The organism is Shewanella insulae (genome assembly GCF_009831655.1).
GTDB classification, from domain to species: domain Bacteria; phylum Pseudomonadota; class Gammaproteobacteria; order Enterobacterales; family Shewanellaceae; genus Shewanella; species Shewanella insulae.
On the sequence record NZ_WRPA01000005.1, the window covers coordinates 63297 to 83678 of the forward strand.

At 53.4% G+C, this 20382-nt stretch carries 15 protein-coding genes and 1 pseudogene; 8 read left to right on the top strand and 8 right to left on the bottom strand.

What is annotated here, in order from left to right; all coding sequences use genetic code 11:
• Positions 1–4: 4 nt before the first annotated feature.
• The 3 genes from GNT65_RS07375 to acs all read right to left on the bottom strand — a co-directional run bounded on the left by GNT65_RS07375 (position 5) and on the right by acs (position 4142).
• Positions 5–262 (bottom strand): GrxA family glutaredoxin, encoded by a 258-nt coding sequence (locus GNT65_RS07375; protein ID WP_011865330.1) that lies wholly within the window; start codon positions 260–262, stop codon positions 5–7.
• A 65-nt stretch (positions 263–327) separates the two neighbouring features.
• Positions 328–2067, bottom strand: a complete 1740-nt coding sequence (gene radD / locus GNT65_RS07380) for a DNA repair helicase RadD (protein WP_160795117.1) — start codon at positions 2065–2067, stop codon at positions 328–330.
• A gap of 122 nt (positions 2068–2189) precedes the next feature.
• Positions 2190–4142, bottom strand: a complete 1953-nt coding sequence (acs, locus tag GNT65_RS07385) for an acetate--CoA ligase (protein WP_160794838.1) — start codon at positions 4140–4142, stop codon at positions 2190–2192.
• A 178-nt stretch (positions 4143–4320) separates the two neighbouring features.
• On the opposite strand from acs, the gene GNT65_RS07390 reads away from it, so the two are divergent.
• The 5 genes and pseudogenes from GNT65_RS07390 (at position 4321) to GNT65_RS07410 (ending at position 11041) form a co-directional block, all read left to right on the top strand.
• Positions 4321–7743 (top strand): hybrid sensor histidine kinase/response regulator, encoded by a 3423-nt coding sequence (locus tag GNT65_RS07390; protein ID WP_160794840.1) that lies wholly within the window; start codon positions 4321–4323, stop codon positions 7741–7743.
• A gap of 28 nt (positions 7744–7771) precedes the next feature.
• On the top strand, positions 7772–8383 hold the full coding sequence (locus tag GNT65_RS07395; protein WP_160794842.1) for a fumarylacetoacetate hydrolase family protein: 612 nt from the start codon (positions 7772–7774) through the stop codon (positions 8381–8383).
• Between the two features lie 90 nt (positions 8384–8473).
• A pseudogene (gene catB / locus GNT65_RS07400) lies at positions 8474–9101 on the top strand (type B chloramphenicol O-acetyltransferase).
• A 228-nt stretch (positions 9102–9329) separates the two neighbouring features.
• Entirely contained in the window at positions 9330–10619 is a 1290-nt protein-coding gene (locus GNT65_RS07405; RefSeq protein WP_160794844.1) for an NAD(P)/FAD-dependent oxidoreductase, read from the top strand.
• A 176-nt stretch (positions 10620–10795) separates the two neighbouring features.
• Positions 10796–11041: an HP1242/YdcH family protein gene (locus GNT65_RS07410; RefSeq protein WP_160794846.1), complete on the top strand. Its 246-nt coding sequence runs from the start codon at positions 10796–10798 to the stop codon at positions 11039–11041.
• 133 nt (positions 11042–11174) lie between these two features.
• Here the strand turns inward: GNT65_RS07410 and GNT65_RS07415 are convergent, their stop codons facing one another.
• Entirely contained in the window at positions 11175–12044 is an 870-nt protein-coding gene (locus tag GNT65_RS07415; protein ID WP_160794848.1) for a LysR substrate-binding domain-containing protein, read from the bottom strand.
• A 200-nt stretch (positions 12045–12244) separates the two neighbouring features.
• Between GNT65_RS07415 and GNT65_RS07420 the strand changes: the two genes are divergently transcribed.
• Entirely contained in the window at positions 12245–13375 is a 1131-nt protein-coding gene (locus tag GNT65_RS07420) for an S-(hydroxymethyl)glutathione dehydrogenase/class III alcohol dehydrogenase (protein ID WP_160794850.1), read from the top strand.
• A gap of 60 nt (positions 13376–13435) precedes the next feature.
• Positions 13436–14269: an S-formylglutathione hydrolase gene (gene fghA / locus GNT65_RS07425; protein ID WP_160794852.1), complete on the top strand. Its 834-nt coding sequence runs from the start codon at positions 13436–13438 to the stop codon at positions 14267–14269.
• A gap of 104 nt (positions 14270–14373) precedes the next feature.
• On the opposite strand, the gene GNT65_RS07430 is transcribed toward fghA, so the two are convergent.
• The 4 genes from GNT65_RS07430 to ppsR all read right to left on the bottom strand — a co-directional run bounded on the left by GNT65_RS07430 (position 14374) and on the right by ppsR (position 17878).
• A complete protein-coding gene (locus GNT65_RS07430) occupies positions 14374–15033 on the bottom strand; it encodes a response regulator transcription factor (RefSeq protein WP_160794854.1) in 660 nt (219 codons plus the stop codon).
• Between the two features lie 226 nt (positions 15034–15259).
• On the bottom strand, positions 15260–15685 hold the full coding sequence (locus GNT65_RS07435) for an acyl-CoA thioesterase (RefSeq protein WP_160794856.1): 426 nt from the start codon (positions 15683–15685) through the stop codon (positions 15260–15262).
• A gap of 152 nt (positions 15686–15837) precedes the next feature.
• The gene (locus GNT65_RS07440) at positions 15838–16899 is read right to left on the bottom strand and encodes a 3-deoxy-7-phosphoheptulonate synthase (protein ID WP_160794858.1); all 1062 of its coding nucleotides are present in this window, start codon (positions 16897–16899) and stop codon (positions 15838–15840) included.
• A gap of 166 nt (positions 16900–17065) precedes the next feature.
• Positions 17066–17878, bottom strand: a complete 813-nt coding sequence (ppsR, locus tag GNT65_RS07445) for a posphoenolpyruvate synthetase regulatory kinase/phosphorylase PpsR (protein ID WP_160794860.1) — start codon at positions 17876–17878, stop codon at positions 17066–17068.
• A gap of 126 nt (positions 17879–18004) precedes the next feature.
• Here ppsR and ppsA point away from each other — a divergent pair, with 126 nt between their 5' ends.
• Positions 18005–20374, top strand: coding sequence for a phosphoenolpyruvate synthase (ppsA, locus tag GNT65_RS07450; protein ID WP_160794862.1), 2370 nt, complete (start codon positions 18005–18007; stop codon positions 20372–20374).
• Positions 20375–20382 lie beyond the last annotated feature (8 nt).

The window sequence follows — 20382 nt, forward strand, 5'->3', positions numbered from 1 at the left end:
GTCGTTACAGCAGATTGTTGTCGCGAACATATTGTTCAAATTCGGTGCAGCCACCGATATGCTCTTGATCGATGAAGATCTGCGGCACGGTTTCAACTGGCTTGCCTACCGTCTTTTCCAGATCGGCCTTGGTGATACCCTCTGCATGAATATCGACATACTTAAATTTGAAATCATCGCGAGATTCAACCAGTTGCTCTGACAGTTGAACGGCTCTAACGCAGTAAGGGCAGCCTGGACGGCCGAAAATTACAACAAACATATTCGCTCCAGAAGTAAATGTTGGTGACTTTATACCATAGGCCGGCGGCGTTTGCATATGACTGATCATACAAACTTATGCTGGCTGTCGAATCGGCCACGATAGTCGAAGAAACGCTCGACAAGTTCCCAGCCTCGTTTGCCCTTCTTGAGGAGCAGCAGATCCGGCATGCGAAAATGATCCCGGGCTGCGACCACCTGGTCAACCTTGTTAAAGGTGGGTTGTTTCTGGCCAGGAGTGCGGGTGTGTTGATGCACAAACACGCCATAGAAGGCGCGGATCTGCGCCTTGGTGGCAAAATTGAAGTAACAGCAGAAATCGTTGCCTTCGATATCTAGGTAACGCACCCTGAGTCTGTCGTTGTCGGCCTCAAGTAGCATCTCCTGGCAGCGGAACAGGTGATGATGTTTCTGTTGCAAAACCTCTTTAAGGCGCTTGTCGGGGTCGATCAGTGTCGACTGGCAATGCTGACACACCTTGGCGGCTATATCATTTTCTTCGCCGCAATTTGGGCAGGCCTTGGAGCGGAATCGAAAGTCGCACTGGTGTTTGCCGTTGCTGTCATCGATCACGGCCTGACAGCGTCGTCCGAAGTGCTCGATAATATCACCATCATCATCTACCAGCCCCCAGAAGATGTTGGCAAAGCCACAGACGGGGCAGGGGACCTGTACTGGTACGCTCTTGCTGTCGGGTTTTGGACGACCCACCTCGGGAAAGAAGAGGTCGAAGCCATTGGCGGCATAGTCGATCACCAAACAGTCCCGCTTGCCTTCACAGATCCTCAGGCCTCGGCCGACCATCTGCTGGAACAGGCTCACGGAAGCTGTAGGTCTCAAGATGGCGATAAGGTCTACATGGGGGGCGTCGAAGCCTGTGGTGAGTACGGCGACATTGACCAGGTAGCTGAGCTCGCGGCGTTTGAAGGCTTCGATAATGGCATCGCGCTCCTGGCTAGGTGTGTCTGCCGTGATGAGCCCCGCCTCGGGGCTGTCCAGCAGCGTCATGATCTCTTGGGCATGACGCACGGTTGCCGCGAATATGATGGTGCCGGCGCGGGTGTTGGTGAGCTGTTTTATCTGCTCCACAATCGCCTTGGTGGCGCGTCCCGCATGATGTAGCAGGGAATCGACTTCGGCCTCACTGTACTCGCCACTTGCATTGGGTGAGAGTTCGCTAAAGTCATACTGGGCCGACAGGCCGTCGAGCACCTTGGGTGGTGTCAGAAAGCCCTGTTTAATCAGTGGACGCATCGGCAGTTCGAAGATGCAGTGCTCGAACACAGGGTGCTCGGTGTTGCCAATCTTGCCATGGTAGTGATAACGGTAGATCCAACCGCTTCCCAGGCGATAGGGTGTGGCCGTCAGGCCCAAGAGCCTGAGTTGCGGATTCTGTGTTCTTAGATGGCTGATAAGCTGTTGATATTGGCTCTCTTTCTCGTTGGAGACCCGGTGGCACTCATCGATGATCACCAGGGAATAGGGCTCATCAAACTGCTTAGGGTTACGCACCGCCGACTGGATGCTGGCCACGACCGTCTTGTTACGAGTCGATTTCTGTTTCAGGCCGGCGGAAAAGATGCTGGCCTCATCGGCCAGTAACCCTACCTTCTCGGCGTTTTGCGCCACCAGTTCCTTCACGTGGGTGAGCACCAGGGTGCGTCCCTTGGCGATGCGGGCAAGTTCGGCGATGACAATACTCTTGCCGGCTCCCGTTGGCAGCACGAGTAGGGCAGAGTCATCGCAGCGTTTAAAGTGGCTGATGGCCGCATCCACGGCTTGGCGTTGGTAATCTCTGAGTTGCAAAGCAAATGCTGGTCTGTGATTGGGGCTATCAGGATACCAGCGGCTAACATGGCCTGCTAGGGTAGGCATAAAAAAAGCCCCTCATAGAGGGGCTAGAAGAGAGAATCTAGTGCTGCGAGCTGTTATTCGCTGCGATTGAGACGTGTCTCGATCAGGGTATCGATCACCGCTGGATCGGCGAGTGTCGACGCATCGCCTAAGTTGGTCACTTCGTTGGCGGCGATCTTACGCAGGAAGCGGCGCATGATCTTACCCGAGCGGGTCTTAGGCAGACCGCCGGCCCATTGGATCAGATCCGGCGTCGCCAGTGCACCAATCTCTTTTCTGACCCATTGACGCAGCTCTTGACGCAACTCTTCGCTCTCCTGAGTGCCCTTGGTCAGGGTGACATAGGCATATATACCCTGGCCCTTGATGTCGTGGGGATAGCCCACCACGGCGGCCTCGGCGACATGCTCATGAGCCACCAGGGCGCTCTCGACTTCGGCGGTACCCAGGCGGTGGCCCGATACGTTAATTACGTCGTCGACACGGCCTGTGATCCAGTAGTAGCCATCTTCGTCGCGGCGGGCACCGTCACCGGTAAAGTACATGCCACGGAAGGTCTTGAAGTAGGTCAGGGCAAACCTGTCATGGTCGCCGTATACGGTGCGCATCTGTCCAGGCCAGGAGTCGAGGATCACCAGGTTACCCTCGGCCGCGCCATCTATGATGTTACCCATGTTGTCCACCAGGGCTGGCTGCACGCCGAAGAAGGGGCGAGTTGCAGAGCCTGGCTTAGTGTCTGTCGCGCCCGGGAGCGGCGAGATCAGGATGCCACCGGTTTCGGTTTGCCACCAGGTATCGACGATAGGGCAATTCTCATGGCCGATCACCTCATGGTACCAGCGCCAGGCCTCCGGGTTAATGGGTTCACCCACTGAGCCCATGATGCGTAGTGAGCTGCCATCGAAACCATCGAACTGCTCCTTGCCCTCGGCCATCAGGGCTCGGATAAGTGTCGGTGCCGTGTAGAGGATGTTGACCTTATGACGGTCGATCATCTCACCTAGACGGGCCGGGCTTGGATAGTTAGGGACACCTTCGTGGATCAATATGGTCGCGCCGTTGGCAAGCGGCCCATAGACCATGTAGGAATGACCCGTGATCCAACCCACGTCGGCAGTACACCAATAGATCTCACCCTCTTTGTAATCAAATACATATTCGTGGGTCATCGAGGCATAGACCAGGTAGCCGCCCGTGGTGTGTAGCACACCCTTTGGATTACCGGTTGAGCCTGAGGTATACAGCAAGAAGAGGGGATCTTCGGCGCCCATCTCTTCGGCCACGCAATGCTCAGAGGCGGTTTCCATCAGTGAATCCCACTTGATGTCGCGTCCCTCTACCCAGTTGACGGGGTTGCCGGTACGCTCAAGTACGATCACCTTCTCGACACAGTTTACGTCTGGGTGAGACAGGGCGGCATCTATGTTGGCCTTTAGTGGAATGGTGCGGCCACCGCGCACGCCTTCGTCGGCGGTGATCACTACCTTGGACTTACCGTCGATCACACGTGAGGCGATAGAGTCAGGCGAGAAGCCACCGAATACCACGGAGTGGATTGCGCCGATGCGGGCACAGGCCAGCATGACCACGGCAGCCTCGGGGACCATTGGCATGTATACAGTTACCACGTCACCGCGACGCACCCCTTGGCTGCGCAGGGCGTTGGCAAACTTACACACTTCTTTGTGGAGTTCACCATAGGTGAGGGTGCGTTGCTCGGCGGCATCATCACCTTCCCAGATGATAGCCAGCTTATCGGCATTTTGTTCGAGATGACGATCGAGACAGTTGACCGAGGCGTTCAGGGTGCCGTCATAGAACCAGTTGATCGACAGGTTGTGATCGTCGAAGGAGGTTTTCTTGACCTTAGTAAAAGGCTTCATCCAATCGATGCGCTGGCCATGCTCTCTCCAGAAACCTTCGGGGTTAACCACAGATTCCTGATACATCTTCTTATATTTCTCGTCATTGATATGGGCATTTGCCGCGATTTCGCTTGGAACTTTGTAGAGAGACTGGGTGCTCATCTGACTTCCTTTTATTTCTAATTGTGCGTGGATAAAGTATGGAATGCTTAGGCTATTTACCTCTATTAGACCTTGGTCTAGTAAAAAAATATCCTTTATTTTTAGTCTGTTGTGATTATATTTGAACGAGATTTAAGCTAGTATTTAGCGCAGAATAATTAAAAGAATTGGAATTGCTATGAATCTGACTCTGGTTGTCGGCGTGATCGCCCTGTTATACGTGTCGCTACTCTTCCTGTTGGCCTGGGGAGCAGAGCGCTGGTTTGGACGGATCACCAAGAAGATACAGACCTGGATTTATGGTTTAAGTTTAGCGGTTTACTGCTCCTCATGGAGCTTTCTCGGCACAGTCGGTCAGTCGGCCCAGGATCTCTGGTCCTTCCTGCCTATCTTCGTTGGCCCCATACTCATCTTTACCTTCGGCTTCGGCCTGCTTCGTAAGATGGTGATCGTATCCAAGGCGCAAAACATCACCTCCGTCGCCGACTTTATCGCCGCCCGTTATGGTAAGTCCCAGACCATCGCCGCCATAGTTACTCTGATCGCCCTGTTTGGCATCATGCCCTACATCGCCCTGCAGCTTAAGGCCATGGTGTTCAGCCTCAACCTGTTTCAGCCAGAAGACGCCCAATACGACGGCGCCTGGGTCTCATTGATCGTTACCGCTATCCTTGCGATGTTTGCCATCTTGTTTGGTACCCGTAAGCTCGACGCCACCGAGCACAATCCCGGTATGATGTTGGCGATTGCCTTCGAATCTTTGGTCAAGCTGGCGGCCTTTCTCTTGGTGGGCTGCGTGATCAGTTTCGGTTTCTTCGATGGCTTTGGTGACATCTGGGCTCAGGCCAGTGAGCGTCAGTTGATCAGTAACCCCGAGTTACGGCTGGAAAACCTGATGCCCCAGCTACTGGTGGGCATGGCGGCGTTTCTCTGTATGCCGCGCCAGTTCCACGTGATGATGGTGGAATGTAAAGACGAGCGCACCTTAGTTAAGGCCAAGTATCTGTTTCCCCTCTATCTGCTGCTCTTCGGCATGTTCGTGGCGCCCCTGGCGCTGGCGGGTAAGCTGATGTTAGGGGATAGCGTGGCGGCCGATACCTATGTGATCAATCTGCCGCTTGCACTGGATCAGCCCATGCTGGCGGTGATCGCCCTGTTAGGCACGCTGTCGGCTGCCACCGGCATGGTGATCGTTGCCGTGGTGACCATCAGTGTCATGGTGAGTAACGAGTGGCTGGTGCCTCTGATGTTGCACTCGGGCAAGATCCGTCAGAAGAACTTCAGTCAGTTTTCGCAGTTTCTGCTCAACGCCCGCCGCATAGCCATCGTATTGATCTTAGGGCTTGGCTATTTCAGTTACCTCTCCTTCATGAACAGCGACTCGCTCTCGGCGCTGGGCATGCTCTCCTTCGGTGCCTTCGCCCAACTGGCGCCTGCGCTGATAGGTGGCATGTACTGGAAGCACGGCAATCGCGGCGGGGTGTACCTGGGGCTTATCGTTGGCTTCGGCCTCTGGTGTTACATACTGGCGCAGGGGATGAGCTACAGCCAGGGGGTCTTTGGCGGCGAGCTAGCACTGCTCGAAAGCATCAACCCCAATATTCGAGACATTCTCACCGCGCTGCTGGCAAACCTTGCCTGTTATGTGCTCGGCTCCATCTGGTTTCGCGCCGGGGTGGCCGAGCGTATTCAGGCCAGCGCCTTCGTGACCCCGGGAGAGCTGAAGAACACCAGCAACCGCAAGACATCGCCCATCTCTCAGCAGGATCTCTTGATCCTGGCAAGTCGCTTCGTCAGCCCTACACGCGCCTACGAGAGTTTCTCCCGCTTCTCCGATGAGGCGGTGCGCAGCGATAGCTGGCACAAGGTGGCTTCACCTGAGCTTATCGCCCACACCGAGCATATGTTGGCAGGCGTCTTGGGGGGCTCAAGTGCCTCCTTGGTAATGGACTCTGTGCTGCAGGGGCGCGACTTGGCGCTCGATGAGGTGTTCAGCCTGGTGGATGAGGCTTCCTCTAAGATCATACTCAGCCAGGATATGCTCAGAGGCGCCATAGAGCACGCCTATGAGGGGATGAGCGTGGTGGACAAGGAGCTGAATCTGGTGGCCTGGAACTACAAGTATGTGGAGCTCTATGATTACCCTGAGGATTTTCTACAGGCGGGCATGCCCATTGCCGATGTGGTGCGTTTCAACGCCGAGCGTGGCTATTGTGGCCCTGGAGACGTGGAGGAGCAGGTGGCCAAGCGGGTGCAGCATATGCGTAATGGCACGCCCCATGTGTCTGAGCGTGAACGCCAGGATGGTAAGGTGATCAAGATCCAGGGTAACCCCATGCCCAGTGGCGGTTTCGTGATGACCTTTACCGATATTACTCAGTATAAAGAGCAGGCCAAGGCGCTGCAGGAGGCCAATGAGACCCTGGAAGCCAGGGTGAAGGAGCGTACCTATGAGTTGGCACTGCTCAACAGTCAGTTGCTGGAGGCCAAGGCCCAGGAAGAAAATGCCAACGCCTCCAAGAGTCGCTTCCTGGCGGCTGTCGGTCATGATCTAATGCAGCCTCTGAATGCCGCCCGCCTGTTTACCGCGTCCCTGGCGCAATACCCAAACCTGGATCAGGAGGGACGTACCACGCTCTCTCACGTCAATAGCTCGCTCAAGATCGCCGGCGAGCTGCTGACGGATCTGTTGGATATCTCTAAGCTGGATTCCGGCATGGTGGAGGTAAACCGCCGTGACTTCTCGGTAGCCGAGTTGCTAGAAGGTTTGGCGGTAGAGTTCGATGCCATGGCCAAGGATTACGGTATCAAGTTCTCCATGGTGGCCAGCTCCTGCATAATCAGCTCAGATCTCAGCCTGCTCAGGCGGGTGCTGCAGAATTTTCTCACCAATGCCTATCGTTATGCCAAGGGTAACCGGGTACTGCTGGGTTGTCGTCACCGCGCCGGGGCGCTGGAGATCCAGGTAATCGACACTGGCTGCGGTATCGACGAGCAGGAGCTGGGGGAGATCTTTAAGGAGTTCAAGCGTCTGGAGAACCCTGAGAGTAAGAGCGTCAGCGGCTTAGGGCTGGGCCTTGCCATCGCCGATCGCATCGCGCGGGTGCTGGATCATGATATTAAGGTGGTCTCCAAGTTGGGACTGGGCTCCATGTTTTCTATCACAGTGCCGCTAGGGGAGAAGGCCAAGGTGGCGCCGCCTAAGAAGGCCAATCCCGTCATGCAGCCGCTTGCTGGGGTGAAGGTGCTCTGTATCGATAACGAAGAGGCGATACTGGCCGGACTCGAGAGTCTGCTTAGCCGTTGGCAGTGCGAGGTGATCTGCGCCAGCGATCTGGCCGATGCCCGTATCAAGCTGGGGCTCAAGGGGGTCGCTCCCGATATCGTGCTGGCCGACTACCATCTGGATCATGGCCAGAATGGCGTCGATGCCATGGATGGGATCCGTGCCCTCTATGGCGCTCATCTGCCGGGGATCTTGATCACCGCCAATACCCGTAAAGACTTGGTGGAAGATGTGCAGCAGCGCGGCTATCACTACATGGCCAAGATGGTTAAACCCGCGGCGCTGAGAGCGCTGATATCCAGTTTAGTAAAGTAAGAATAAATAAGTAGTAAAGGAGTGAAGATTGCGCTTGGTTAAATATCTAGAGCAACAAGTGACACCGAGTAAGATAGTCTGCGTCGGGCGAAATTATGTCGAGCACATCAAGGAGCTTAACAACGAGATGCCCGAAGAGATGGTGCTGTTCGTTAAGCCTAATTCGGCTATATCCGAGACGCTACTCAGTACAGATCAAGAGCCGCTTCACTATGAAGCCGAGCTTTGTTTCTTGGTGAAGGAAGGGCGTTTCGAGGGGGTGGGTGTCGGCTTAGATCTCACCAAACGCCATTTGCAGAGCCGGCTCAAGACCAAGGGGCTGCCCTGGGAGCGGGCCAAGTCTTTCGATGGCGCCGCGCTGTTTAGCGAGTTTGTGCCTTTTGATGGCGATCTCGACTCACTCTCATTTCGCCTGATCGTCGACGGTGAGCTGCGCCAGCAGGGAGATGTGGCCCTGATGCTCAATCGCCCCGAGGCCATGTTAGCCGAGATAGCCAGTTTCATGACCCTCGAAGATGGCGACATACTAATGACGGGGACACCCAAGGGGGTAGGGCAGATAGCCAAAGGTGAACGCTTCACCCTAGAGCTCTATCAAGGGGAAAGACAGCTCGTCAGCCAAAGCTGGGTCGCAAAGTGAAGTGCGAATGCCTTAGTGCCATCTTCTTGAAACACTCAAATGCACGCCAGACGTGGAAAAGTTTGAGTACGAGTAACAACAGGTTTTAAGATGAAAAATTATTTTGATAGCCCTTTTGCCGGTCAATCGCTAAAGGAGCAGGTCACCAATCCCAATATCATCGTGGGCGAGCATAGCTACTATTCTGGCTATTATCATCAACACAGCTTCGATGACTGCGCTCGCTACCTGGCACCCGATAGGGCGGATGTGGACCGGCTTATCATAGGTAACTATTGTTCCATTGGTTCTGGCGCCGTGTTTATGATGGCAGGTAATCAGGGTCACAGAAGCGACTGGGTCAGTAGCTTTCCCTTTTTTTTATCAACAGGGTGATAGCTTTACGGGTGCACAAGATGGCTTTGTCCGCGCTGGTGATACCCAGATAGGCAACGATGTCTGGATAGGCTCTGAAGCGATGATCATGCCTGGAGTCACAGTAGGGGATGGCGCCGTCATTGCGAGTCGTGCCGTGGTGACCAAAGACGTGCCCCCCTACGCCATAGTGGGTGCCAACCCTGCGAAACTGATCCGCTATCGCTTCCCGGATGAAGAGGTCGCCATGTTAATAGAGATGCAGTGGTGGCACTGGAGTGATGACAAGGTGAAAGCGGCGATGCATCTACTTTGTAGCAAGGATATTGCCGGCCTGTACGCCTATTGGCAGCAGATCCGATAACGTCTGCAAACGCGCCGCTTCGCGCGGCGCGTTAACGCTTCTATTTTCTCGTATTACCCTTCTTTCTTATTCTCCCTGAGCTTAGTTTTGGCCTTTCTACTGCGCACCGCGTGAACTAGTTGACCTGAAATTGCACCCAGGTATACTCGAATATCAAACGTGTTGTAAAAAATATAAAACAAAGCCGCATCATGGCGGCGCAACCTAACGATTACTAAGGAAAGCTGCATGTCACTCGCTCGCTGTAACTCTTATTACAATGCCACCATCAAGCAGGAGACCCATTACCCAAGCCTTGAAGGGGAGCTGGATGTCGATGTGGTGATCATAGGCGCAGGTTTTACCGGCGTGGCGACCGCTCTCGAACTCGCCGAGCGTGGCGTTAAGGTGGCCGTTTTGGAGGCGAATAAAGTGGGCTGGGGAGCAACCGGTCGCAATGGTGGTCAGGTGACCGGCAGCCTATCGGGCGACAACGCCATGGTGAAACAGTTACGCAATCGTATCGGCCATGAGGCGGAGGAATTTGTCTGGAACCTGCGCTGGCGCGGCCATGAGATCATCAAGAAACGAGTGGCGAAATACGAGATAGATTGTGACCTTAAGTTTGGTCATCTGCACACTGCTTATAAGCCGGCTCATATGGCCGAGATGCAGGCCACCTATGAAGAGGGTCTAAGGCGGGGCATGGGCGATGAACTAACCTTGCTGGCTAAGGCCGACATTCCCGACTATCTGGACACGCCGCTATACCATGGTGGTTTGCTGAATAGCCGCAACATGCACCTGCACTCGGTGAATCTCTGTATCGGCGAGGCGAGAGCCGCGGAGGCTAATGGCGCCTTGATCTTCGAAGGCTCACAGGTGTTGGATATTCGTGACGACAAGCGGGTCACAGTCACTACCGACAAGGGGCGTATCACAGCTAACTGCGCCGTGCTGGCGGGCAACGCCTATCATAGGTTGGCGCGCAATAAGTTAAAGGGCATGCTGTTTCCCGCATCACTGGGTAACTGCGCCACGGTAAGGCTCGACCCACAACTGGCCAAGCAGCTCAACCCCCATGACCTGGCCGTATATGATAGCCGCTTCGTGCTCGACTACTACCGCATGACCGCCGACAACCGATTGATGTTTGGCGGCGGCACCAACTATTCGGGCAGGAACTCTAAGGATGTGGCCGCCGAACTGCGCCCTGCGCTCGAGCGTACCTTCCCTCGGCTCAAGGGAGTCGAGATCGAGTTCGACTGGACTGGCATGGCGGGCATAGTGGTTAACCGGATCCCTCAGCTTGGCAAGGTGTCTGAGCACCTGTTCTATTGTCAGGGTTACTCGGGCCATGGGGTGGCCTCCTCTCACATCATGGGGGAGATCATGAGTCAGGCGGTTCAGGGGCAACTCGAAGAGTTCGACCTCTTTGCCCAGATGAAACAGATAAGGTTGCCGGTAGGCGATTGGCTCGGTAATCAAGGGATGGCGCTTGGTATGCTCTACTATCGCATGATGGAGTATTTCAGGTAGTCAAAAGCGGGGAAAATCCAAAGTGTAAAGGTGATAAAACGGCGCACTAAAACTTAATTTATCAATTCTTTGCAGTATTTTGTGAGGTGTATGCTGACCGGGGGCGTGATGGCGTGCTACATTTATGAACAAGGCATAAAATTTATCCATTTATCTGCTCAAGTAAAGGGGGCCTTATGCTAGGTGAAAACCACTCGCTCATTAACGACTTTCCTGATTATCAAGACCTGATCCTCAAACTCAGCGAATCTGACAATGGATTCGCCCAAGACAACAAGAAGTACAGTGCGTTAGACAAAGAGATCCGAACCTTAGAGCTTAACGATGCGCCTATCGATGATAGTGCCATGCATCAGTTAAAGCATGATAGAGCCGAGCTGAAAGATGCGCTCTATCAACGTCTGCTTGACGCCAGTAACTGATCGCTGCACAGACGTTAAGCTAACACTAAGTGTTAAATGCGTAGGCGTTAAATACTTAAGGGTTAAAACATGAGAAACGCGCCTTCATTTTAGATGGAGGGGCGTTTTTTATCGCCTAAAAATATTCGTGGAGTTAGGGCAGGGCGCGGTCTAGAAACTCCACCATCAACTTCACCTTAGGTGAAAGGTGGCGATTGTGCGGGTAGAGGGCCCAGACCCCTTCGTTGGGTTCCTGAAAGGCGTTGAGTAGAGAAACTAAGCGCCCCGCCTTGAGATCCTGACCGACATAATAGTTGGGTAGCTGCACCAGCCCCAGTCCCTTAAGTGCAGCATCTCTCAGGCCATGGCCTGTGTTACACCTCAGATTGCCCTTTATCTTTAGCTGCCGCTCACGGCCCTGCTCTAAGAAACGCCAGTAGTCATGGTTACCTATCAGGCAGTTGTGCCTACTTAGCTCTGACAGGCTATGAGGCTCGCCGAACCGCTTGAGGTAGTCCGGCGAGGCGCATACATAGTTGATGCGCTGACTGATACGCTTGGCGATCAGGCTGGAATCGGCCAATTTGCCGATGCGAATAGCCAAGTCTATCCCCGCATCCACCAGTCTCACCTGGCGGTTGGTGAGGGCGATATCCACCTCGACGTTGGGGTAGGCGAGCAGGAAGTCGTTGACGATAGGCAGGATATATTTTTCGCCATAGGCCACGGGCGCAGTCATCCTCAATAGCCCCTGAGGCAGGCCTCTTAAGCTGCTCAGGGCGCGCTCTGCTTCTTCCAAACCATCGAGCACCTGACGGCAATGCCGGTAGTATAGCTGACCCTCTTCTGTCATGGAGACCTTGCGAGTGGTGCGATAGAGCAGCTTGGTATCCAGCCTTTGTTCCAGCGCGCCTACCTGGCGACTCACCTGGGCTGTAGAGATCCCTAAGCGCTTGCCAGCTTTAGTAAAACTTTCTGTTTCCGCCACCGCGACAAATTCACTGACCCCTTCCCATTCCTGCATGGTGCCATACCTATTATTACTGTTTGGTAAAAATGATTTGTAAAAAACGGAGATTATCATCTTATGTGGAATAAATAAAATAGGTACAAGTAATCAAATCCACCGTGATGCAACTGCTGGCGAGACAAGGTAATGGTCAGCGACTACATTGAAGTGGGCAGACAGATACACAGATACAGACACTAAATGGAGCATATGAGATGACAGACAAGTTTATTAAATCTAAGGCCGCCATCGCCTGGGGACCGGGCCAGCCATTATCGATAGAAGAGGTGGATGTGATGTATCCCAAGGCTGGCGAGGTTTTGGTGAAGATAGTCGCGACCGGCGTCTGCCATACCGATGCCTTTACGCTCTCGGGTGACGATCCTGAAGGTGTCTTCCCGGCTATCTTGGGCCACGAAGGCGGCGGAATCGTCGAGGCTGTTGGTGAAGGCGTTACCAGTGTGGCGGTGGGGGATCACGTGATCCCGCTTTATACTCCTGAGTGTGGTGAATGTAAGTTCTGTAAGTCGGGTAAGACTAACCTGTGTCAGAAAATCCGCGAGACTCAAGGTAAAGGCTTGATGCCAGATGGCACTACACGTTTCTTCAAAGATGGTCAGCCTATCTTCCACTACATGGGTTGCTCAACTTTCTCCGAGTATACCGTGCTGCCTGAGATCTCACTGGCCAAGGTTAACCCTGAGGCACCACTGGAAGAGGTGTGTCTGCTGGGTTGCGGCGTGACTACGGGCATGGGCGCGGTACTCAACACGGCTAAGGTTGAGCCGGGTGCTAGCGTTGCCATCTTCGGCATAGGCGGCATAGGCCTGTCGGCCATCATAGGTGCGACCATGGCGGGCGCTACTCGCATCATCGCCATCGATATCAACGAGAGCAAGTTTGAGCTGGCCTGCCAGCTAGGGGCCACCGACTGCATCAACCCCAAGAATTACGACAAGCCTATCCAGGAAGTGATTGTCGAGCTGACCGATGGCGGCGTGGATTATTCCTTCGAGTGTATCGGTAATGTCGATGTGATGCGCTCGGCGCTGGAGTGTTGTCATAAGGGCTGGGGTGAGTCTGTGATTATCGGTGTCGCCGGTGCCGGCCAGGAAATCTCGACCCGTCCCTTCCAGCTGGTGACAGGACGCGTATGGCGTGGCAGTGCCTTCGGCGGCGTGAAGGGACGCTCAGAATTGCCTGAGATCGTCGAGAAATACCTGCGAGGCGAGTTTAAGCTGAGCGACTTTATCACGCACACCATGGCGCTGGAGGAGATCAACACCGCCTTCGACCTCATGCATGAGGGCAAGAGCATCCGCTCTGTGGTGCACTTTGAGCGATAGGCATCAATTGGCTTAGATTAGGCGCAGACGCTAGCGTCTGTGCCCTTTAGGGATGAGAGTATGACCATAGAAAATATCAGCAGCAATAAGTGCTTCGGTGGTTGGCATAAGCAGTATCAGCACCAGTCTCGCGTGCTAAATTGTGCCATGCGCTTCGCTATCTACCTGCCGCCACAGGCAAGCGAGCAGAAGGTGCCAGTGCTTTACTGGCTGTCGGGCCTGACCTGCACGGATGAAAACTTCATGCAGAAAGCTGGCGCCATGCGTATTGCGGCAGAGTTGGGTGTGGCGATCGTTGCGCCCGATACCAGCCCAAGAGGGGGGGAGGTGGCCGACGATGCCGCCTACGATCTGGGCCAGGGTGCAGGCTTCTACCTCAACGCGACCCAGGCGCCCTGGCAGGCCCATTACCAGATGTATGACTATGTGCGCGATGAGCTTCCCGAGCTCATCGAGAATCATTTTCCTGTGACAGAGTCACGCTCCCTGGCCGGTCACTCCATGGGGGGGCACGGCGCCCTGACTATAGGCCTTAAGCATCCAGATCTTTACCGCTCGGTCTCGGCCTTTAGCCCTATCGTCAACCCCATCAACTGCCCATGGGGACAGAAGGCCTTTACTCAGTATTTAGGTAAGAATCGTGACGCTTGGCTGGCCTATGATGCCTGTGAGCTGATGAAGCAGGCCAGTTGCGATCTGCCGATTTTTATCGATCAGGGCAGTAGCGATAACTTCCTCGAGGAGCAGTTAAGGCCCGAAGCTTTGATTGCGGTAGCTAAGGAGAAAGAGTATCCACTGATCCTGCGTTTGCAGGAGGGGTATGATCACAGCTATTTCTTCATCGCCACCTTTATTGAAGATCATCTGAGATTTCATGCCAGTCATCTAGTGTGACAGGTTCAGGTAATGGGTGAGAAAGACACTGGCCGTGAAAACAAACAGAAATAAATAAAGAAGCCGAACGAGAGTTCGGCTTTTTCGTGCTGTACTTTGCTTAGTTACAGCTCTACTTTTTCCATCTCCAGCTGCTGCAGGGCGATAACCGCCTGGGTACGATTTCTCACCCCAAGCTTTCTAAAGATGGCTGTGGCGTGGGCCTTGATGGTGGCCTCGGAGACGCCCAGATCGTAGGCGATCTGCTTGTTGAGCAGGCCTTCGGCGAACATCTGTAGCACCTTATACTGCTGCGGCGTGAGATCGGCGAGCTTGGCCGCCATCTGATCCGTCGCATCTTCGTTGATCTCTTGCAGCTCTATGTTGTCCGGTAGCCAGATATCGCCATACAGCACGGCTGTGAGGGCCTCTGAGAGGGTCTCCATGGAGGCGGACTTGGGAATAAATCCGGCGCTACCATAGTGGACGGCGCGGCTGATGGTCATGGCATCTTCATGGGCCGAGATCACTACCACAGGTAGTTCGGGGAAGTGGGTTCTAAGGTGTATTAAGGTGGAATAGCCATGGGACCCTGGCATCTGCAGATCCAGCAGGACTAAGTCATAGGTGGTATCGCCCTTGTCCAATAGGTCTTGTAGGGCTTCGGCACTATCGGCCTCAAACCATTGGGTGTCGGCAAAGGCGCCGCTCAATGCCTGTCGCAGCGCATTTCTAAATAATGGATGATCATCGGCGATGATGATGTGCAAGTTTTCTAGCTTCATTGCTTTTTGATTATCTTTGTTGCACTTGAAGGTAAAGTCAATGTAACAGATAAATGACTCAGTATTCTATTGCTTTTGCATCTGGGTGACGGGATTTTTTCATTTTCACAAAGGATTATTAGACTTAAGTCTAATAAGGTGCTGGGGGAGATGGAGAGCTAAGAGGTGTGAGGTGTTCGATGACAGGTCGGCAGGCGTGTGCCCACCGACAGGAGACCTTCTTATGTTAGTCTTCGCTCCACACCTTAGTGGGTTTACGATCTTCATCCAGCGCCACAAAGGTGAAGACGCCGCGAATGGCATGCTCGCGATGATCTTGGTACATATCTTCGACGAAGATATTGACCTCAACCTTGAGGGAGGTGTTACCCACATAGATAACGTTGGCGATGATCTCCGCCAGGGTGCCGGCAGGAATCGACTTGTTGAAGTCGATGCGGTCTGAGCTGACGGTCACTAGGGTCTTGCGGCAGAAGCGGGTAGCGGCGATAAACGCGGTTTCATCCATCCAGGCTAGGGCCTCGCCACCAAAGAGGGTGTTATGGTGGTTGGTGATAGAGGGGAAAATCGCTTTGATCACCCGGGCTTCTGACTGCGCGATGCGCGCGCGAATGGCGTCAGAATACTGAGTTTCTGTATCGGTTAGGGGCATACGGCAACCTTAAGGTTATGCATTGGAAAAAACCGGCGGATTATACTGACAATCGCGGGAGAATGACAGCGCTGTAACCCGGTAATGTGGCGCCTTTCATGGCATTAAAAAAGGCTTCCGTGGAAGCCTTTTTAAAATAATCACATTAGGTATTAGCTAAGCTTTGCCATGCGCGCCTTGGAGGCATTAGCTAGATCTCTCAGCAGCTTTTCAGAGTCGGCCCAGTCGAGGCAGGCATCCGTGATGCTCTTACCGTAAACCAGTGGCTCACCGGCCACCACCTTCTGGTTGCCCTCTTCGATGAAGCTCTCTGCCATGATGCCGGCAATCGCGGTCGAGCCTGAGGCAATCTGTGCCATGATGTCTTTGGCGACCTCGAGTTGACGCTTATGCTGTTTCTGGCTGTTGCCATGGCTAAAGTCCACCACCATGCGGTGAGACAGGCCCACACCTTTGAGCTTCTGCGCCGCGGCCTGAATATCTGCCTCATGGTAGTTAGGCTGCTTGCCACCACGCAGTATGATGTGGCCATATGGATTACCGCTGGTGCGGTAAACGGCCATGGCACCATCTTTATCGGGCGAGTAGAAGATGTGCGGCTCTTTGGCGGCGCGCACCGCATCGATGGCGATGTTGATGTTGCCATCGGTACCGTTTTTAAAGCCGACCGGGCAGGAGAGTGCCGAGGCCATCTCGCGGTGGATCTGACTCTCAGTGGTACGGGCGCCAACCGCGCCCCAGGTGATGAGGTCGGCAATATACTGACCGTTAACCATATCCAAAAACTCGGTGGCGATCGGCAGGTTAAGCTCGGTGATCTCTTGCAATAGGTGACGCGCCAGGCGCAGGCCCTTGTTGGCATTGAAGCTACCGTCGAGATCCGGATCTGAGATAAGCCCTTTCCAACCGACCGTCGTACGAGGTTTCTCGAAGTAGACGCGCATTAGGATGCAGAGTGAGTCTTTAAGCTCTTTATGCAGCACGGCCAGACGCTTAGCGTAGTCGATGGCTGCCTGGGTGTCGTGGATAGAGCAGGGGCCGATGATCACCAGAAGACGTTTGTCTTCACCGGTGAGAATGGCTTCAACTTCACGTCTCTGTTGAACCAGGTAGTCGGCGGCGTCTTGAGTAAGCGGGTATTCAGATGCGAGTTTAGCAGGTGAAATGGCCTTACATAGTAATGTGGTGCGTAGTTCGTCTGTTTTAATGGTCATTCAATATACCGAGCGTTTGTCTTGGCTTTCGCCTGATTGCCTCGGATTATAACCAATAGTTGCTAGCTGCACAGGGGTAAACAGATGAAAATTTCCGGTATTTGTCTACATCTGTGCAGTTAGCTTGCCATTTGGGGCTTTTAGCTTGCCCATTATGACTGTCTGTTTAGAACATGTGGCGTTCCAGGCCAGTGACATCCAGAATCTTAGTAGCGATCTCTTCTACCGAGTGGTTGGTGGTGTTAACGAAGGGGATACGCTCTCGCTTATACATCATCTCTACCTCTTTCACCTCGATGCGACACTGTCTCAGTGACGAGTAACGGCTGTTCTCCATGCGGCTCTGACGGATCTCGTGCAGGCGCACAGGATCTATCGTTAAGCCAAACAGCTTGTGCTTATTACGCTTAAGGACCTCTGGCAGCTTTAGGTTGTCCATATCATCTTCGATGAAGGGGTAGTTGGCCGCCTTGATGCCAAATTGCATCGACAGGTAGAGGCTGCTGGGGGTCTTGCCGCAGCGGGATACGCCCAGCAGCACTATGTCTGCCTTGTCGATATGTTTGAGGGTCTGGCCATCGTCGTTTTCCATGGCGTAGTTGATGGCGTCGATACGCGCCTCATAGCTGTGATTTGCCTTGCCATGAGTTCTGTGGGTGACGGGAACCGCCTTGACGCCCAATTGATCTTCCAGTGGGGCGACGAAGGTGTTCAAGAAGTCATAGTCTATGCACTCACTGCTGTAGATGATGTCTCGGATCTCGGCTTTGACGATAGAATGGAACACAAGTGGTCGTTCGCCTGTTGTAATAAAACAATCATTAATTTGTGCTTTTACTGCCTCAGCTTTCTGAGCTGTCTCGACAAATGGAATAGTAAGTGCTTCAAACTCAACTGGAAATTGAGACAGTACCGCATGGCCAAAAACCTCGGCCGTGATCGCCGTCCCATCTGAGATATAAAAGACTTTACGTGACATTTTGACCTCTTGTAGTAATAAAATTACAAATAAAATTATAGATTTACGCGTCTTGCTGTGGAGTGTAAAATGCCGCTGCCCTCGTGTGAAGGGGCCACACTGAAATAAACTTGCGGAGATAGAACTGTGCAGCAATATGTACTCTGGTATCAAGAATTAGGCATGGGTGACGTCAACAAGGTAGGCGGTAAAAATGCCTCTCTTGGGGAGATGATCAGCAATCTAGCTAATGCAGGTGTTCAAGTGCCTGGTGGCTTTGCGACCACTTCTTTTGCGTTCAATGAATTTCTTGAACAAAGCGGACTTAACCAGAAGATATACGAGACGCTAGAAACTCTAGACGTCGACGACGTGAATGCACTCGCGACCGCAGGTGCACAGATCCGACAGTGGGTTATCGATACCCCATTCCATAGCGAATTTGAGCAGGTTGTACGCGAGTCGTACGACAAGCTTGCCTCAGAAACTAACGATGCATCGTTCGCAGTACGCTCTTCAGCGACTGCCGAAGATATGCCTGATGCATCATTTGCCGGCCAACAGGAAACTTTCCTGAACGTTAAGGGCTTCGATGCTGTACTGGTTGCTATCAAGCACGTATTCGCCTCACTCTTTAACGACCGAGCTATCTCATACCGTGTACACCAAGGTTATGACCACAAAGGCGTTGCGCTTTCTGCTGGCGTACAGCGTATGGTTCGTTCAGACACCGCCGCTTCAGGTGTTATGTTCACCATGGATACCGAGTCAGGTAACAACGATGTGGTCTTCGTGACCTCTTCATTCGGCTTGGGTGAGATGGTAGTACAAGGCGCGGTGAACCCAGATGAGTTCTATGTTCACAAGCCAAGCCTGACCGCCGGTCACAAAGCCGTTGTTCGCCGCAACATCGGCAGCAAGTTGATTCAGATGGTGTACTCTGATGACCTGAGCCACGGTAAACAGGTGAAGATTGAAGATGTACCTGCCGATATGCGCCGTCAGTTCTCTATCAGCGATGAAGAGGTGATGGAGCTGGCTAAGCAGGCCATGATCATCGAGAAGCACTACGGTCGTCCAATGGACATCGAGTGGGCTAAAGATGGTAACGACGGCAAACTGTATATCGTACAGGCGCGTCCAGAAACCGTACGTTCACGTGAAGATGTACAGCTTATCGAACGTTTCCACCTCAAGACTAAGAGCGATGTGATTGGCGAAGGTCGTGCTATCGGTCACAAGATAGGTAACGGTACCGCTAAGGTGCTGGCTTCTATCGAAGATATGGACCAGATCCAAGAAGGTGACGTACTGGTTACCGACATGACTGACCCAGATTGGGAGCCAATCATGAAGCGCGCCAGCGCTATCGTTACCAACCGTGGTGGCCGTACTTGTCACGCGGCGATTATTGCCCGTGAACTTGGCGTACCAGCGGTAGTTGGTTGTGGCGACATCACCGACAAGATCAAGCATGGTCAGGAAGTGACTGTTTCTTGTGCCGAAGGTGACACAGGTTACATCTACGAAGGCATTCAAGAGTTTGACGTCATGTCTTCTCGCGTCGATTCCATGCCTGAACTACCTATGAAGATCATGATGAACGTAGGTAACCCAGACAGAGCGTTCGACTTCGCTCGTCTGCCTAACGAAGGTGTGGGTCTGGCGCGTCTCGAGTTCATCATCAACCGTATGATCGGTATTCACCCTAAGGCGCTGCTTGAGTTTAACGACCAAAGCGCCGAGCTGCAGCAAGAGATCCACGAGATGATCGCCGGCTACGAGTCACCTGTAGAATTCTACGTGGCGCGTCTGGTTGAAGGTATTGCGACTATCGCATCGGCCTTCCATCCGAAGAAAGTTATCGTACGTATGTCAGACTTCAAGTCTAACGAGTACGCTAACCTAGTTGGTGGTGACCGTTACGAGCCGGAAGAAGAGAACCCAATGCTGGGCTTCCGTGGTGCGAGCCGTTATATCTCTGAGTCGTTCCGTGACTGTTTCGCCCTAGAGTGTGAAGCTATCAAGCGTGTACGCAATGAGATGGGGCTGACGAATGTAGAGATCATGATCCCATTCGTTCGTACGCTGGAAGAAGGCCGTCAGGTTATCGAACTGCTGAAAGAGCAAGGCCTGGAGCGTGGTAAAGATGGTCTACGCGTCATCATGATGTGTGAGCTGCCTTCTAACGCCCTACTAGCCGACCAGTTCCTCGAGATCTTCGACGGTTTCTCAATCGGCTCGAACGACTTGACCCAGCTAACCCTAGGTCTAGACCGTGATTCAGGCATCATCAGCCACCTGTTCGACGAGCGTAACGAAGCCGTTAAAGCCCTGCTGGCAATGGCTATCAAGGCTGCCAAGGCTAAAGGTGCTTACGTGGGTATTTGTGGTCAAGGTCCTTCTGACCACGCCGATTTTGCTGCCTGGTTGGTTGAACAGGGCATCGATACAGTATCGCTAAACCCAGATACAGTGATCGATACCTGGTTATACTTGGGTGAAGCTCACGCCTAATTATTCTT